The sequence below is a fragment of the Opitutaceae bacterium genome, assembly GCA_041395105.1.
Lineage (GTDB): Bacteria > Verrucomicrobiota > Verrucomicrobiia > Opitutales > Opitutaceae > B12-G4.
The window spans coordinates 300,374-316,419 of the sequence record JAWLBB010000002.1 but is presented as its reverse complement, the minus strand read 5'-3'; the positions used below and the strand labels follow the sequence as shown (position 1 = coordinate 316,419).

At 60.0% G+C, this 16,046-nt stretch carries 15 protein-coding genes; 10 read left to right on the top strand and 5 right to left on the bottom strand.

Annotated elements, in window-relative coordinates:
• The first annotated feature begins 62 nt into the window (after positions 1-62).
• Genes R3F07_08155 through R3F07_08135 form a run of 5 tightly spaced genes read left to right on the top strand, consistent with a single transcriptional unit; the run spans position 63 to position 4,822 of the window.
• Positions 63-587, top strand: coding sequence for a hypothetical protein (locus R3F07_08155; protein ID MEZ5276337.1), 525 nt, complete (start codon positions 63-65; stop codon positions 585-587).
• Positions 575-1,300 carry an NRDE family protein gene (locus tag R3F07_08150; protein ID MEZ5276336.1) on the top strand — a complete coding sequence of 242 codons (726 nt, stop codon included), beginning with the start codon at positions 575-577 and terminating at the stop codon, positions 1,298-1,300. Before R3F07_08155 ends, R3F07_08150 begins: the two co-directional genes overlap by 13 nt.
• Positions 1,301-1,321: 21 nt before the next feature.
• Positions 1,322-3,238 carry a VTT domain-containing protein gene (locus R3F07_08145; protein ID MEZ5276335.1) on the top strand — a complete coding sequence of 639 codons (1,917 nt, stop codon included), beginning with the start codon at positions 1,322-1,324 and terminating at the stop codon, positions 3,236-3,238.
• Between the two features lie 16 nt (positions 3,239-3,254).
• Positions 3,255-4,007, top strand: coding sequence for a GNAT family N-acyltransferase (locus R3F07_08140; protein ID MEZ5276334.1), 753 nt, complete (start codon positions 3,255-3,257; stop codon positions 4,005-4,007).
• Positions 4,004-4,822 (top strand): lysophospholipid acyltransferase family protein, encoded by an 819-nt coding sequence (locus R3F07_08135; protein MEZ5276333.1) that lies wholly within the window; start codon positions 4,004-4,006, stop codon positions 4,820-4,822. The genes R3F07_08140 and R3F07_08135 overlap by 4 nt, the downstream gene beginning before the upstream one ends.
• A 106-nt stretch (positions 4,823-4,928) precedes the next feature.
• Here the strand turns inward: R3F07_08135 and R3F07_08130 are convergent, their stop codons facing one another.
• Both R3F07_08130 and R3F07_08125 read right to left on the bottom strand, forming a co-directional pair.
• Entirely contained in the window at positions 4,929-5,654 is a 726-nt protein-coding gene (locus R3F07_08130; GenBank protein ID MEZ5276332.1) for a hypothetical protein, read from the bottom strand.
• 103 nt (positions 5,655-5,757) lie between these two features.
• Positions 5,758-6,378, bottom strand: a complete 621-nt coding sequence (locus tag R3F07_08125; protein MEZ5276331.1) for a hypothetical protein — start codon at positions 6,376-6,378, stop codon at positions 5,758-5,760.
• 213 nt (positions 6,379-6,591) lie between these two features.
• Between R3F07_08125 and R3F07_08120 the strand changes: the two genes are divergently transcribed.
• Genes R3F07_08120 through R3F07_08105 form a run of 4 tightly spaced genes read left to right on the top strand, consistent with a single transcriptional unit; the run spans position 6,592 to position 11,060 of the window.
• Positions 6,592-7,452 carry a MotA/TolQ/ExbB proton channel family protein gene (locus R3F07_08120; GenBank protein MEZ5276330.1) on the top strand — a complete coding sequence of 287 codons (861 nt, stop codon included), beginning with the start codon at positions 6,592-6,594 and terminating at the stop codon, positions 7,450-7,452.
• A 28-nt stretch (positions 7,453-7,480) separates the two neighbouring features.
• Complete coding sequence (locus R3F07_08115) at positions 7,481-8,986, top strand: hypothetical protein (protein ID MEZ5276329.1); 1,506 nt, start codon at positions 7,481-7,483, stop codon at positions 8,984-8,986.
• A 15-nt stretch (positions 8,987-9,001) separates the two neighbouring features.
• Positions 9,002-10,069, top strand: coding sequence for a hypothetical protein (locus R3F07_08110; GenBank protein ID MEZ5276328.1), 1,068 nt, complete (start codon positions 9,002-9,004; stop codon positions 10,067-10,069).
• A gap of 1 nt (position 10,070) precedes the next feature.
• Positions 10,071-11,060 carry a hypothetical protein gene (locus R3F07_08105; GenBank protein MEZ5276327.1) on the top strand — a complete coding sequence of 330 codons (990 nt, stop codon included), beginning with the start codon at positions 10,071-10,073 and terminating at the stop codon, positions 11,058-11,060.
• Between the two features lie 315 nt (positions 11,061-11,375).
• On the opposite strand, the gene R3F07_08100 is transcribed toward R3F07_08105, so the two are convergent.
• The 3 genes from R3F07_08100 to R3F07_08090 are packed head-to-tail and all read right to left on the bottom strand — an operon-like array spanning position 11,376 to position 14,938.
• Entirely contained in the window at positions 11,376-12,461 is a 1,086-nt protein-coding gene (locus tag R3F07_08100; GenBank protein ID MEZ5276326.1) for a hypothetical protein, read from the bottom strand.
• A 28-nt stretch (positions 12,462-12,489) separates the two neighbouring features.
• Entirely contained in the window at positions 12,490-13,203 is a 714-nt protein-coding gene (locus R3F07_08095; protein MEZ5276325.1) for a hypothetical protein, read from the bottom strand.
• A 16-nt stretch (positions 13,204-13,219) separates the two neighbouring features.
• On the bottom strand, positions 13,220-14,938 hold the full coding sequence (locus R3F07_08090) for a hypothetical protein (protein ID MEZ5276324.1): 1,719 nt from the start codon (positions 14,936-14,938) through the stop codon (positions 13,220-13,222).
• A 243-nt stretch (positions 14,939-15,181) separates the two neighbouring features.
• Here R3F07_08090 and R3F07_08085 point away from each other — a divergent pair, with 243 nt between their 5' ends.
• Positions 15,182-15,991: a M48 family metallopeptidase gene (locus R3F07_08085; GenBank protein MEZ5276323.1), complete on the top strand. Its 810-nt coding sequence runs from the start codon at positions 15,182-15,184 to the stop codon at positions 15,989-15,991.
• The last annotated feature ends 55 nt before the right edge of the window (positions 15,992-16,046 follow it).

Below are 16,046 nucleotides of genomic sequence, written 5' to 3'. Positions count from 1 at the left end.
GGGGCGGTCTTTGCGGTTGCCGGGAATAGTAACCGGGTGTTAGGTATTCCGGTATTACTTGCATGAAGATCAAAGTGGACGAAATCATCTCTATCCTTGGCCGGGGAGTGGACCTTCTTGGCCGGATTGACGATGCTGTCTACTGCGAACCCGTCGAACTGGCCTTCAGGGGAACGCTGGGAGGGCACTTTCGGCACGATCTCGACCATTACCTGGCGTTCCTCGAGGGACTGGCTGCCGGGCGGATTGATTATGAGTCCCGAAGACGTGACCATCGGATCGAGACCGATCGTGCGGCCGCAATCGCCCTTTCACGGGAGATCTGTGACCGCCTGGCCCGGCTCGCGGTCGAAGAGGAGGACGGATCGGTCTTCGTCCGGCAGGAGGGATCGGGACTCGGCAACGACGCACGCTGGATGCCGTCATCCAGGCTGAGGGAACTGGATTTTCTCCTCGGCCACACGGTTCACCATCAGGCCCTGACCGCAATCATCTGCCGTCTGGTCGGGGTGGAGGTGGATGGGGATTACGGGGTGGCTCCCTCCACGCTACGGCATCGCGAGCGCCTGCGTCCATGTGCACGGTAAGCTGGGAGTATTCAGAAAGTGGATACGTTGTCTTCTTCAACCGAGACGAAATGAGAACGAGGCGGCCGGCGACCGGGCCGGAGGAGAGGATTCGAGGAGGGGTGCGTTTCCTGGCGCCGACCGACGGGGAACAGGGCGGTACCTGGATTTCGGTCAATGAGTTCGGTCTGACTCTGGGGCTGCTCAATCATTACCCGACCGGGTGCCGGGTCGCCCCCGGGGATCGGCCGTCGCGTGGTCATCTGGTCCACAACCTGTCCGACAGCGGGGGCTGCGGCGACGTGGCGAAGGAAATGAGCCGGATGGACATGAGGCCTTATCCGCCTTTTCGACTGTTCGGCATCGATCGGGTCGGGTCCCTGCTTCTGAACTGGGACGGAGTCCGTCTTCGGTCGACGGAAACCGAGGGCTTGTTTCCTCCGGTGACGTCTTCATCCTGGCAGACCGCTGCGGTTGAGCGTTACCGGATTGGGTTGTTCGAGTCTTCCGTCAGGTCCTCCGGCGGCGGAATCAATCGACTGGAAAGGTATCACCATGAGCATTCGAGCGACCGGCCGGCCGAGTCCGTTCTGATGTGCCGTCCAGATGCCTGCACCCACAGCGTGGTCCGGATTGATCTGGGACAGACGAGGGTGTCGATGCGTTATGAGCCTCAGCCCTGGATTGAACAGCCGATGGCCATGGTGAACGCGTCGCTCGCCCTGAGGAGCTGAGTCTCATCCGGATTGAAACCCGTGCGCGCAAAACGGATCCCCGGCCTTCGACGCCGCTGGCTGCTATTCACCCTGCTCGCAGGTGTGTCGGTCCTTCTTTATGTCGGCCTGAGCCCGGGAGGAAAACTCCGCGACGGTGTTGTCCGGTTTGTGGACGATGTTCAGTCGGGTCTGGCCGTGGCGAGGTCGGCGGCCGATTCGGGGGAATCCGGTGGGCGGCTCTCCGGCGGCCGAACCAGTCCGATGGAGGGCCATGAACTCTGGGCAACGGGCGCGGCACTGGCCATCGGCACCCTTATCAGTGAAGACCTGACCTGCATCGCGGCAGGCCTGCTGGTGGCGCAAAAGGTTCTGCCATTCTGGGCGGCGACGCTGGCTTGTCTCGTCGGTATCGTGGTCGGCGACATCCTCCTGCTCCTGGCGGGAAGGGGACTGCGCCGGATGGCCTGGGAATCGTCCTGGGTCCGGGTCTTTGTCAGACCCGAAGCAATTCAGCACGGTGAGCACTGGATCGAGCGGAAAGGTCCCGTCGTGGCGCTGATCAGCCGGTTCACGCCGGGCACCCGGCTCGCGACCTACCTGGCGGCGGGACTGCTTGGCGTATCCATTTTCCGGTTTTCAGTCTATTTCCTGATCGCGGCGGGATTGTGGACTCCGATTCTGGTCGGGTTGTCCACCTTGTTCGGATCGGCCATGATGGAGTTCTGGACGGGCTACGAGAGATATGCGCTGGTCGCGCTCCTGATGATCGCGCTGGGTCTCTTCGGACTCTTCAAGGTGGGACTGCCGCTTCTGACCCGCCGGGGGAGACGACTGCTCTGGTCCCGTTACCAACGCGCAATCCGGTGGGAATTCTGGCCTCCTTGGGTTTTCTATCCACCGGTGGTGGCCTACATCCTCTGGCTGGGGATCCGTTTCCGGCATCCGACACTTTTCACCGCGGTCAATCCGGGAATGCCACAGAGTGGCTTCCTTGGTGAATCCAAATCCGAGATCCTTGCGGGTTTGCGTGAAGCGGGGGAATCAGTGGCCCGTTGGCGCCTGTTGCCTGCATCGGAAAACGTCGAGTGCCGGATGAAGGAACTGGTGGACTTCATGAACGCGAACCGCCTGGGTTTTCCGATCGTATTGAAACCCGATGTCGGGCAACGGGGTGAGGGCGTGGTCATCGCGAAATCGCCGGAAGAGGCTCGCTCGGCCCTTGAGTCCGCCCCGCAGGCGCTCATCGCCCAAGCCTACATCGAAGGGCCGGAATTCGGGGTCTTTTATGTCCGTCGGCCGAGTGAACCGCGGGGGTCGATCATTTCCATTACGGAGAAGCGGCGACTCTGGCTGACCGGCGACGGGGTTCGGACGGTCGAGGAGTTGATACTCGATGACGAGCGCGCCGTCTGCATGGCCCGCTTTCACCTTCGCAAACACGCTGCCCGGCTGGACGAGGTCCCTGGCCCGGGGGAGGCCTTCCCGTTGGTCGAAGTCGGCGCCCATTGTCGTGGTTCTCTCTTTCTTGACGGGAAACGTATCCAGACAGCTGAGTTGGAGGCGGCGGTCGACCGGATTGCGCATTGCAGTCCGGAGTTCTATTTCGGTCGCTTCGACTTCCGCGCACCTTCGGAAGATGATTTCTGCCGGGGAATGCGCCTGAAGGTGCTTGAGCTGAACGGGGTCACTTCTGAAGCGACCCATATCTATGATCCGGCGAATTCCCTTTGGATGGCTTACCGGACGCTATTCACCCAATGGCGGCTGGCTTTTGAGATTGCGGCGGAGAATCGAGCGCGCGGCCACCCGGCAACATCGGTTCTGGGATTGGGACGATTGGTCCTGGCGGCCTGGAAAGAGAAGGGCCGGACGGCGGATCGGAGGCGGCGTTTTCCGGCGGGGTCGATGGATTCCCCAGTCGACAATCCGGGGGAATCCCGTGCAGAGTCGCACTAGAGTAAACCCGTCTGCCATGGCATTCATGCTGCATACCCGGCCGGGCTTCGTGCCTCCGGAACCCCAAGGTCGCTACCGTGCCTATCTGGCCGGGGATGAGGCTGCCCTTGAACGGACGCAGAGGCTTCGCTTTGAGGTGTTCAACCTGGAATTGAGGGAGGGATTGGCGGAATCGGCGAGCATTGGTCTGGACCGGGATCGCTTTGATCCGGTCTGCGACCATCTGATCGTGGAGTCGACCGACACGGACAGGGTGATCGGAACCTACCGTTTGCAGACGGGTTTGACCGCCCGGGCCAACCACGGATTTTACAGCGAACAGGAATTCGATTTTACACCTTTTGAGACGCACCGGAGTGAGATATTGGAGTTGGGGCGGGCCTGTGTGGATCGTGACCACCGCAACCTGGCCGTGCTGGGGCTGCTTTGGCGGGGAATAGCCCGCTATGCGGTCCTCAATGACTGTCGCTACCTGATTGGATGCAGTTCGTTGTCATCCCGGGATCCGGCCGAGGGCAGGGCACTCTATGAAAGTCTTCCCGACGACATGCTGGCTGCTGAGGAGTTCCGAACGGTACCCCAACCGGGTTGGGCCTGTGAGGGAGGCGTATCCGATGGGCCGGCACCGAAAATCCCGCGCCTGATGCATACCTATCTTCTGCTGGGAGCGAAGGTTTGCGGCCCCCCGGCCCTCGATCCGCAATTTGGAACGATTGATTTTCTCACCTTGATGGATGTGCGGCAGATCCCCGCCCGATATTTCCGATGAGTCGGTTCGCTCCACTCAAGTTCCTCAAGCGGTTGGCAGGTATGCTTCTGATCTTCCTTGGAACCACCCTGTCTCATTTTCTTGTCCCGGGCAACCGGCGTTCACTTTGGGACCGCGCAAACTGGCTGCAACGCTGGAGTCGGCGGACCCTGGCCCTCCTGGACATCGAGGTGGTGGTCAGGGGCACGGAACCGGTGCCGGGGTTGATCACCTCAAATCACCTGAGTTACCTTGATGTGCTGGTCCTATCTTCCATCCGGCCCCAGGTGTTTCTCGCCAAGAACGAGGTGGCGGGTTGGCCGCTCTTCGGGGCCTTTGCCCGCTGGGCGGGAACCGTCTTCATTGATCGGCGCAGGCGGTCGGAGGTTTCATCCAAAGGGGTTGCATTTCAGGAAGTGGTTGAGGCGGGATTGCCGGTGACGGTGTTTCTCGAGGGAACGACCACCGATGGATCAACGGTCCTTCCCTTCCGAACCGCATTGCTCGAGCCGGCCATTCGAACGGGCTGGGCGATCACGCCCTGTGCCATCCACTATGAAGCGTTCGGCGCTGAAGCAAGTGACACTCTCTGTTACCACGGAGAGATGACCCTGGTGCCGCACCTGCTGACGCTGATGGGGCGGGTTGACTACTCGCGGGCGGAAGTGTGTTTCGGGGAGCCGGTGATGCGGGAAGAGGATCGGAAGAAGCTGGCCGCGGATCTTCACCAGAAAGTCGTCCGAATGAAACGGGAGATCGAAGGGAAGACGGTCGGCGGGCGCCGGAGGGCAGACCATCAACACGACGGACCGAAGGATGCCAGCCTGATGTCGTAGCCGGGCTTGATTCTCGCCCGGGCCGGGCTCGGGTACCGGCACCTGTCCGGATCACCGGATCGGGCTACTCGGGCAAACCATGGGTGCCGGAGTCCGAACGCACCGGTCAGAGTCCCTTCTTGACGAAGGTGACGACTTCGTCGGTGTCCTTGAGCTTGACGGTCTGCTGTGTCTCGGAGTTCTCCCCGATAAAGTCGACTGCCGCCGAAACCATGACGGGGAGATACTGGCGGAGGTCGTCGCGCTCATCTTCGTTGGTGACATAGACACTCCAAACCTGCTCGCCCTGGTTGTCTCCATCTTCCTCGGGGTTGTTTTCCCGGGCGGTGATGCGCATGTATTTTTCGTAGATCGTCTGGACGATGACCGACTCCTGCTGGCCGGCGTATTGGCGGGTGGAAGGTTCACGGACGGCCACCGTGACCATTCTGATGTTGCCATCCTTGTCCTTGACCGGCGTCTGCACGTAACGGACGGCACCGGGGACGTCGATGTAGATTGGGGTGGAGACTTTCGAGACTTTGGTCCGGGGTTCCTCCATGCCGTATTCGAACTCGACGATCATATCTGCATCCTCGGCTGATTCGGCCTCGTAAAGGCCCTTCCCGGAGAGTGCGGTTTTGACGTATTCGGCGGCTTCCTGCGACCGGAGGTCGCTCTTGCCGCCGTCGGGATTCTTGTTGACGACCTTGTAGGAAACACCCGGTGCGGCGCTTGGATTGCTGATGGCGTCGACCTTGAAGTTGTAGGTGGTGGCGCAACCGGAGAAGAGGGCGACGATGGCCAGGCCAAGAACCCCGCCAATTGGTGTTGCAACTGACCGCAATGTCATCGGATTCATTCGGTTGCGTGGGCTCGGAAGTGTCTCTCCAGTCCAATTCATTTCCGGTTTTCTGGCATGGATGAGAGCAACGGCATGAGCCGATTATTCCTGGTCAGTAGGCGGAGTCATTGGCGGACTCACCGGCTTCCTCGATGGCGGCTTCTTCGCCGCTGAGCTCGGCCAGCTCGCGTTCGAGATACTCGATCTCTGCACTGGCGGAGAGAATCTTCTCGTTGGCGTCATCGAGGGCTTTCTTCTTGGAGAGAGCCTCGGCCCGTTTCGCCCGGAGTTCCTTCAGGCGCTCCTCCTGTTCGCGGGCGCGCTCCTGGATCTGGGTCAGCTCGTAGTCGGAAATCTGGAAGCCCTGGGCGATGGCAAGCTCTTCGTCCATGGCCGCCTTGCGCTTGGCTTCTTCAGCCCGGCGTCGGGCCAGTTCCTGCTGGTAGGCGCGCTCCTGGGCGAGGCGGTCCTGCTCCGATTTCTCCTTCATCTCCTGGCTCAGGCCGATCAGGCCGCCGATGACTGCTCCGGCGGCACCGCCGACGAGAAGGCCCTGGGTGGTGTTTCCGCCGGTGGCCGAGGCGGCTATGCCTCCGACGGCTGCGCCGGCGGCCGCACCGGTGCCGGCACCGCTCACGGACTTGGAGGTGGTCGACGAACATCCGGTCCCGAGCAGGAGGCCGGCTGCGAAGGTGGAGAGGGTGAGGATGCGGGTTAAGGGATGTCTAATCACGTGGAATCCTTCTTTTTTGAATTTTGGCAAGGAACCATTGCCACATTTCAGGGTATGCTTAATGTGTGCCAGTAATGAAGACCTTTGGGGTGCCCCATTGGTCAGTATTGCTCTTCTAAGTTTCAGATCCAGCTAATTGATAGATACGATCAAGTGGTCAACTGGTTTCATTTTTAAGGCACTATAATCGATAGCGACACCAAAACAATAGCGATGGGACTAAAGACTAGGGGAATTTTCTCGCAGAACTTCATCGTTCAGAATGCCGGCCTGGTCTTCGCGATCGTTTCGGTAGCCATGCTCTATTCTCTTTATATTCGACCGCATGCGGTGATTGATGAGGCGCTGAGCCAGCGGATTCAGGCGACGACCACCGGAGGTGAGACCTATGCGCCAAAGCGATCGATCTTCATCATTCTGAAGGACTACGAACAGCAGGTCTGTATCACGCTGATGGTCTGGGCGGGGATTATTCTGGGCTACAAACTCTTTCTGGTGGGCCGCGAACAGCAGATGCTCAAGGTGGATTTCGTGCCGATCGAGGAGGGCGAACGGATCATTCCGGAAGACGCCCTCGACTACTACAAGGACGTGAACGGGTCGTTGGACCGTCAAAAAGGGTGGCGGGAACGACTGCTGCCCCAGGTGGTTCTGATCGGTTTGCACCGGTTCAATTCGACTCGATCGATTCAGGACGTGGTCAGTGCCATACGGGAACGGGCGGAACTGGCGGCGGAAGAAATGGAGTCGGATCTGTCCCTGGTGCGCTACATCGCCTGGGCGATCCCTTCGGTGGGTTTCATCGGGACGGTCCGGGGTATCGGTGAGGCGCTTGCCCAGGCCGACAAGGCGATCGAGGGCGATATCAGCGGAGTCACCTCAGCCCTGGGCCTGGCCTTCAATTCCACCCTGATCGCGCTCCTTCTGAGCATTGTCCTGATGTTCATGATGCACATGCTTCAGTCGCGTCAGGAGGGTTTCATCCTCGATGTTGACACCTATTGCCGGGACAAGCTTGTCGGTCTGATGAAGATCCCCTCACGGGATGAGAGCCGACTCTCCCTGCCCCAATGATCGGGCGGAAAGGTCTGGAATCAATGACATGAGAACGGTCGGACTGGAGTTCAACGATGCCGGAGTCCTCGCGGCGGTCCATGACGGGCAGGAAGTCCGGAATCTCGACCTGAATGCGTCCCCTGTTCGGCAAGGGTGGCCGGCTTTCGTGCTGCGGGAGGCCGAAGGACTGGTCTTCGGCCAGCCGGCAGAGGACCGGTGCATGGAATTGCCGCGGCAGGTCAGCAGTGTGTTTCTGGAAGAGCTTTCCCATGGGTCATCCGGCCTGGGCGGTGTTCGGCAGTCGCCGTCATTTTCCGAGTTGGCCTATTATTTCCTCAGGGATCTCTGGGGGCGGGTCCTCGGACAATCCGGCGATGTTGACCGGGTGACACTGGCGGTTCCTCCCGCCTATCTTGAGACCGCCTATGGACGGGATGAGAAGATCGGACTGATTCTCGGGATGGCGGGTGATCTCGGGATTCCCCTTGTCAGCCTGACGGACATTGCGCTTGCCTCACTCTCCCGGTCGCTCAATCCGCTGCCACCGGTCTCCCTTCCGATCATTCATATCGAGCTGCTGCTTCACTCGACCCAGTTCACCCTGCTCCGGCGGGAAGATGGATTGCGACGGGTTTCGGCGCGCCGTGTACAACAGCTCGGATTGGTGCAGATGATGCGGGTTCTGACCGACACGATGGCCGATCGGCTCTTGCGCCAGACGGCGTTCGATGTATCCGAAGACCGAAGGATTGAACAGGGATTCTATCGTAAGCTGATGGAGGTCCTGGCGTCCGATGATCGATCCCGTGAGGCGGTTCTGGAAATTCACGGCCGAAATCGAAACCGCCAGTTGAAAATCACCCGTGAGACCCTGCGGGCGGACATCAGCCCCTTCGTCGAGGCCCTGGTCCGGTCGTTGGAGAAGGTCGTGAGCGAGGAGGGGACGACCCCGGATCGATGTTTTCTGGTCCTTACGGACAAGGCGGGCCGGATTCGCGGACTGGAAGCAAGGCTGCGGGCCCTCGGTTACCGGAACCTGATCGTCCAGACGGTCGGAGAAGCGGCTCGGGGTGCAGCCTGGCTGGCCCGTGATCGGGACAGACCCGAAGATCTGAGTCTGGTCGCAGTGGACGAATCGCTCGTTCTTTTCGAGGGAGAGCGGGAATGGCAGAAACGCTCCGTCCGGCCGGTCCTGGTGAAGGCGGAAGGCGCAGCGGGATCCCCGGAGCCGGCGCCCACTCATCTGGTCATGGGCGGGGTGGCCCACCCAATCGACAAGAAAGAGACAACAATCGGCCCCGATCATGGAGATGGGTCAATTGACCTGCCTCTCGCAGTCGCGCAGTCAGCGATCGGAGTCGAGCGATTCCGTCTCATCCGTCAGGAAGACGGACTTTTCTTCGAGCTTGAGGACGAGTCGGAATCGGGCGGCGTTTCGGGAATGCGGGAACGGGTGGAATGCGGCGATCGGATTCTCTTCTCCGACGAAGAACGGGATGGGTCGCTGCTTTTCGTTCGTCTCGCAGGTGGTGCCGGACCCCGACCGAATTGAGGAGGTTTTGATCCGATGTCGCGACTGAAACGGCGAACGGTTGAAGTCTTCAGCATGTCGTTTCTTGACTGCATTTCCTGCGGCTTTGGCGCGGTGCTTCTTCTCTTTGTCATCACCAGCGGAAAGAAGGCGGATGTGAGCGAGAAGGAGATCGGCGATCTTCAGACCATCGCCCAGCGGATGGCGGTGGAAGTGACGATCGAGGAGGACGCGGTCAAGAAGCTGGAGGATACAACGGCGGACAACACGAGTCGTGTGAAGTCGCTGGAGGACGCCCGGACCGAACTCGAGAAGAAGATGGCCAATCGGGAGGAGATCCTTGCCCTTCTCATGTTGGAGCAATCGACCCTGGAGGACGAATTGAAGAAGCGGATGGAGGAAAAGGAGAACATCCCGACGGTGGAGGAGCCACCGCCGATTCCCGTCCCGAACATCGAACGGCGCCAGTATCTGACAGGATTCAAGCTCAACGGGGACCGGGTTTTGTTTCTGGTTGAGGCCTCCGGTGGCATGCTCGATGACACGGTGGACGGGGCGATCGCCCGTCAGGGCGATCCGGAGTATGAAAAGCGCAAGGCACCGAAATGGCAGCGGGTCATCCGTTCCATCCTCTGGATGATCAATTCGCTTCCGGCGGCCACCAAATACCAGATACTCTACTTCAACGAGGAGACCCTGCCTATCCTTCCGGATCGGGATGGAGAATGGCTCGCCCCGGCGGATCGGGAGTCCTCGGGCGAGGTTGTCCAGCGACTCGATCTTCTCGTCCCGAAGGGCGGAGCCAATCTCGAGCGTGCCTTTACTGTGTCTCGAGATTTCAAATACGCAGCGGATTCTATCGTGCTCTTTGTCGACGGACTACCCACTCTGAGCGACACCTATCCGGGCCGGGGGTCGGTTGCGGATCGTGATCGGGAGCGGATGTTCCGGGCGGCCATGCGGCGCCTGCCTCCGCGGATTCCGGTCAACACCATCCTCTACCCGATGACGGGCGACCCGGCGGCGGCCATGCTCTTCTGGGAATTGTCCAACGAAACCCGCGGCGCCCTGGTCAGCCCGGCCCGGTCCTGGCCCGACACCTGAAATGGCAAAGAAACGACGCGCTGCGGAGGTTTTCAGCCTATCGTTCCTTGACTGCATCTGCTGCGGGTTTGGAGCGATCATCCTGCTCTTTGTCATCTCAATGGGAGCACAGAATCCAGTGCTTCAGGGTATGAAGGACAGCCTTGAGCAGACCATCGCGCAACGGATGGCACTGCTGGCCCAGCTGCGGGCGACCAGGGAGATGCTCTCCAAGCGGATGATTTCCGACCAGGAACGTCTGGAATTCCTTGCTCCCCAGATCGACGAGATGAAATCCATGCTGGCAAAGCTGGAGGCCCAGTTTCAGCAGTACCAGGCGGGCAAGGAGAATCTCCTGGTCGATATCGAGTCGATCCTCGCCGAGATCGCCGCCATGCAGAAGGAAGTGGACCTTCCTCAGGAGACCGATCTCCCGATCGGCGTTCCGGTCGAGAACAACTACCTCGCCTTTGTCATCGACACTTCCGGTAGTATGCGTGACCCCAACACCGGCGACATGTGGCCCATTGTGGTCAACAAGATTGAAGACGTTCTCCAATCCTACCCGTTGGTCAATGGAATCCAGGTATTCGACGCCGATGGTCGCAATGTGGTCGGCGGCGGCAACGAGTGGATTCCCGACAGCCCGGAGATTCGGGAACGTGTCAAATGGGCGGTGCGGCGCTACGGCGTTTTCAGCAACAGCAATCCGGTCCCCGGGATCATCAAGGCTATCCGGACACTGAACCGGCCGGACGATCCCGAGATGAATATGGGCGTTTATGTCTTCGGTGACGAATTCACCGGGACGGCGGACGCGGTGCTGAAGCGTATTGATGACCTCAATCCAAGGGATGAAGAAGGGAAACGTTCGGTCACAATCAACGCGATCGGGTTTCCCAACGTCATCCGCTACTCGTTTTCAATGGGCCAGACCGGTCTGAAGTTCGCCAACCTCATGCGTGAGCTGACCTATGAACACGGCGGAGCCTTCATCGCGGTAAACGATTGAGCGAAAACCAACGTCAAGGGAATGGGGTTCCGGTCCCTTCCTAGTGTGGTGTCAGATAAATCCTGTGTCATAAAGCCATAGCGATTTTGGCCGCTCCATCAAGGCGGGTTGAGGCCTGCGGGCCGGTAGGCCCTCCTGCCTCAGACCAACGCGGATGGGTGCCAAAAGCGCATGGCCCTGCGGGCGAGACGGCAAATGGCCTTGGCTGGCGTTGCCCGAGTGCGCACAGGCCTTACGGGCATGCACCCACTCGGCCGCCTTGCCCAAGGCCTTTTGGCGCCTCGCTTTACGTTACATTATTTATCGGACACCACACTAGAGTCCGAAAAGTCCTTTCAGCAGATCAAGGAGACTGCCGCCTCCGCTCTGCTGCTGTTGCTGCTGCTGTTGTTGGGATGGCGAACCCGAACCACCGGAACTGGAGCTCGAACTGGAACTCGAGCTGCTGGGACTGCCTGAACTGCTTGAACTCTGCTGCCCCTGTTGACCCTGTTGGCCCTGTTGACCCTGTTGACCCTGCTGGCCCTGGGATCCCTGTTGACCCTGGGATCCCTGCTGACCCTGGGATCCCTGTTGGCCCTGTTGACCCTGGGACCCCTGCTGACCGCCCTGCGAATCGCCCATCACACTCTGACCCTGGCTGAGGTCGCCGAGGGCCCCGAGGTCCCGGACGTCCGGAATGCCATTCCCGTTGAGATCCTCGAGACCGTCCGGAATCCCGTTTCTGTTCTGGTCTTCGAGGGCATCCGGCATGCCGTTGCCGTTCTGGTCGCCCATGGGAGCGGTGCTGGCAGAATCGCCCTCCGCGCCGTCCGGGGTGCCATTGCCGTTGCCGTCCTCGAGTCCGTCCGCGATTCCATTGCGGTTGAGGTCTTCAAGCGCGTCGGGGATCCCATTGTTGTTGCTGTCCGCCCAAGGGCCGGACTGGGTCTCCCCTTTCATCGTGCCACCCTTCATCGTGCCACCGGGGCCCTCTTCGCCCACGCCCGTGCCGTCGCCGAGACCGCCTTTGCCGGCACGACCCCAAACCGCGTCGTCGAGGGAAAACCGAACAACGTCGACCTGACTGGTGCTGAGGGAAGGGCGCTTGCTGATGAGCTCGTTGCGGACCGTCTCCATCATGCGGAGGTGTTCCTGAGCCTCGTCCAGAGTCGCGATCGGTCCGAAGAAATAGTTGAGATTCTCGTGCCGGTAGCGCACGTAGTAGCCCTCGTCGTTGAGGACCATCCCGGTCATATCGATGCCGGGATAGGCGGATTTCCACTCTTCGATCGGGAGGTAACGGCTTTCCTCGATGGCTTCGACGGGAAAGACCTTCGTTGTTGCATGGAGTGACGCCGGCAGAATGCAAAGGGCCGCCAGGACCCCGGTACGGATAAGGTGGAAGGTGTGACGCGACATGATGGATTGGGATTGGATTTGACCGCTCTCAGATGTCCGAGGGCATGGCGTCACCCTGTTCGACGCCGGTATTCTGCCGTGGCCCCTGCTTTCCGGAAGCGCCTCCGGCTCCCGTGTCCTCGGTCGCGGGTTTCTTGGATTCCTCCTGACCGATGAGCGATTCGTCGGCTGGCATTTCGACTGTTTCGATCTTCAGACTGTCGTCACCGAGGGTTACGTTGTTCTTGGGTGGTGGTTGCCCGCCCTTCTGGGAGCTGGAACTCGAAGAAGAGGAGGACTGGCTCTGTTGACCTCCCTGTTGCCCGCCCTGTTGCCCCTGCTGGCCTTGCTGTCCCTGTTGCCCCTGCTGTCCCTGTTGTTGTTCGGGCATTTCGCCCTCCTCGATCATCTCCTCGGATCCACCGCCACCCTGGCCCTGTTCGGATCCCTCCGGACCTGAACCTCCGCTTCCGCTTCCCTGCTGCTGGCCTTGGGAGCCCTGCTGATCCTGCTGTTGCTGTTGCGGACTCCCGGCGGCTTGTGGATCGCTTTCTCCGCTGCCCATTTCAAAATCGGAGATGATCCCGCTTTCGGGTCGGCTTTCTTCCTCTGCCTTGGAACCGTCGAAGAGATCCGGATTGGGTCCGGGAACCTCGCGTACCTTGCTCCCGGAGGTGGATTGGGCCTGGAGAGTCAAACCCGAGCCGGCGAAAACGGCGAGTGTGGCGGAGATGACCTTAAGGCTGAAACGGAAGGATTTCATGATGTATCCCTTTTGTCTATTTTGTCAGGCGCTTGTCACAGACCACGACGACGGTCGGGGGAGGGGACCCATTTCTCACCTGGAGAAGCAGAATGACGTCCTCGTAGCCCTTGCGGCGCCCCACGATTTCGTAATCCCCGGGCAGGATCTTGACGGACTCTTGCTTGAATTTCCCGAGAAGCTTGTAGTTGGATATGGTGACCCAGGTCTTGGTGTCGGACTGGAAATTGATTTCGACCGGCTTGCTCTGGGCGCTGAGGAGGTTCTTCAGAGTGACCTGATCGGCTGTGAGTTGAATATAGTCCGGCTTGATCGAAATCGCCTCGTTGAAGCTGCGGATGGATGCCTGGTACTCCGCCCGGGCGGCCTGGTCGGCAGCGAGTTCAAGGAGCTTTTCGTAGCGAAGAATAACGCGAAGCATCCGGCTGGTGCGGACGAGTCCCTCCTCCGCTTCGGCAAGCTTGGGCTCGATCTCCAGAGTCTTCAGGTAGGCCCGGCGCGCGGCCATCCAGTCACGATTGTTCTCCGCATCGTAGGCGGAGGCCAGCGCGCGTTGCACATTGAGTTCATGACTCGTTTCCTTTGCCGTTTCCAGCAGTGCCTTGACCTCGTCGCGTCGTGGGTAGACTTCGATGGCTCTTCCATAGGCGGCGATGGCCGCCTCCCAATCATCATTGGACTCGGCGGTTTCGGCTTCGGCCATGGCCAGGTTGAAGTCCCTATCCTTGATTTCCTTCTTCAATCGGGCCACGCCCTGCTGGGCCTGGGCGGAAAGCGCGTCGGTTTCCTGGGCTTTTTCGTAGAGGGAGAGTGATTCCTCGAAGGCACCGGATTCTTCGGCTGCGGCTGCACGGACAAGGAGGTCTTCGAGTACTTCGATCGTCTCGGCCCGTGCAAGGCCACGTATGGCTTCCTCATTGTCGGGTTTGGTCTCAAGCACGGCGCGGAAGGCATTGAGTGCCGCTTGCCGATCGCCATTGGCCAGGGCCTGGCGGCCGTCCAGGAGGCTTCCTTGAACCCCGTCGTCAATGGCAGCCTCTATCTCATCCATGGCCTCGGCAGCTTCTTCAAGCTTGGTGGCGGCGGCTTGGAAACTGCCTTGTTCAAGGAATTGACGGCCCTCACTGGCGGAGGAAAATGCCCGGTTGTAGGCGTCAGGGGCGAGGTTGCGGCCGATTTCCAGTTGCTCGATCCGAACGAGGAAATTGTCATAACCCTCCCGTGCCTGGCGGCGGAGTTCAATCTGTTCGGAGAAATCCTTGATCTTGTCGTTGACGGACTCGAACTGAACGAGTGCCGGCTGGAATTCCGAACGGCCGAGGAGTCGCTCCCCTTCGAGGAAATCCTTTTCCAGCATGATCATGGCCTGGAGGATGCGCGGGTGCTCGGCCGGCATCTTTCGGAACTCGGCGAGGGAGCGGGCAGCCGTATCACGGGAGAGTTCCGCGCGGGACCGGCTGACGAATGACGTTCGAAGATCGTCACCGGTGACGTTGCCGATGGACAGGGGATCATAGCTGCCGGGTTGGGCCGGTGCCCCGGACCGGGAGGTGAACTTGAAAACCGCCCAGGAAAGACCGACCGCGACAATCACAAGCGCACAGGCGCCGATGACAAGGGCGAGGGTTCGACGGTTGCCTTTCTCGGGCTTGGATTCCGGCCCCGGTCTCTGATCGGGATTCCAATGAATGATCTGATGGCGGGTGCCGGATGGTTGACTCGGGTCTTCGGGCATGGGCAATGGGAGGATGTCCTGGACGGATCATCGCGTCCAACCGGAGGGCGCGACATTCGTTGTCTCTGACTGGGAGGTCACGATCAGTGTTCCATTGTCGCAGGATGTCCGGGCTTGGCGAGAATTCAAAGCAAAGTGTCGAAAAACGGGGCGGTATTCCGGAATTTGTCCGGATTGGAGCGCGAAGGGCAGGGAATTGACCTCTGGTGAAACCATTTTGCGTGAGTGACGTATTAAACACTGATGACCGAATATTACGGATGGCGGGTTCTGCTGGTTTCAATGTTGATGATCTTTGCGGGGTGCCACACGGTTCCCGTCACGGGTCGCAAAACGATCGATCTCGTCGACGACAAATCGGTCGTGGAGATGAGCAAGGAAGCCTTCGCTGAGACCAAGAAGAAATACCGGGTGTCGACGAATCCCACCTACAACGAGATGCTCGAGCGGGTCGGCAGCCGGATCGCCAAGGTCGTCTTCTGGGATGCGACCGACGCGGACTGGGAATTCGTCGTCTTTGATGCGCCCAACGAGGTCAATGCCTTTGCCATGGCGGGAGGGAAAGTCGGGGTCTTTTCGGGGATATTCGATCTCGTCGACAACGAGGCTCAATTGGCCTCGGTGGTGGCCCATGAAATCGCCCATGTCACAGCCAAGCACATCCATGAAAAGCTATCCCAGGAGCTGATGATTGAGGGAGGCGGCTACATCGTCGGAGTGACGGCCGCCAGCGGTGGTCTGCCCACCAGTTCGGTCCTTCAGGTCTATGGGTTGGGGACGGGTGTGGCCGCGCTTGGTTGGGACCGCGACAAGGAGAGCGAGGCGGACCAGATTGGAATGGTTTACATGGCGAAGGCGGGATATGATCCGGCGGAGGCGATCAAGCTGATGGAGAAGATGGAAGCCGGGGAAACAGGGTCTCCCGGGGTTCCGGCCTACCTGTCGACTCACCCGGCCTATCCGGAGCGAATTCTCAAGATGACTGCCATGCTCCCTCGGGCCGAGGAGGTCTACAATGATCGGACAGTGATCAGCCCGACGGTGGTAAAGTGAAGCGTTTTGCCGGTCGTTTCGTCGACTGTGGTCTGAGTGGGTTTCCAATCTCGTC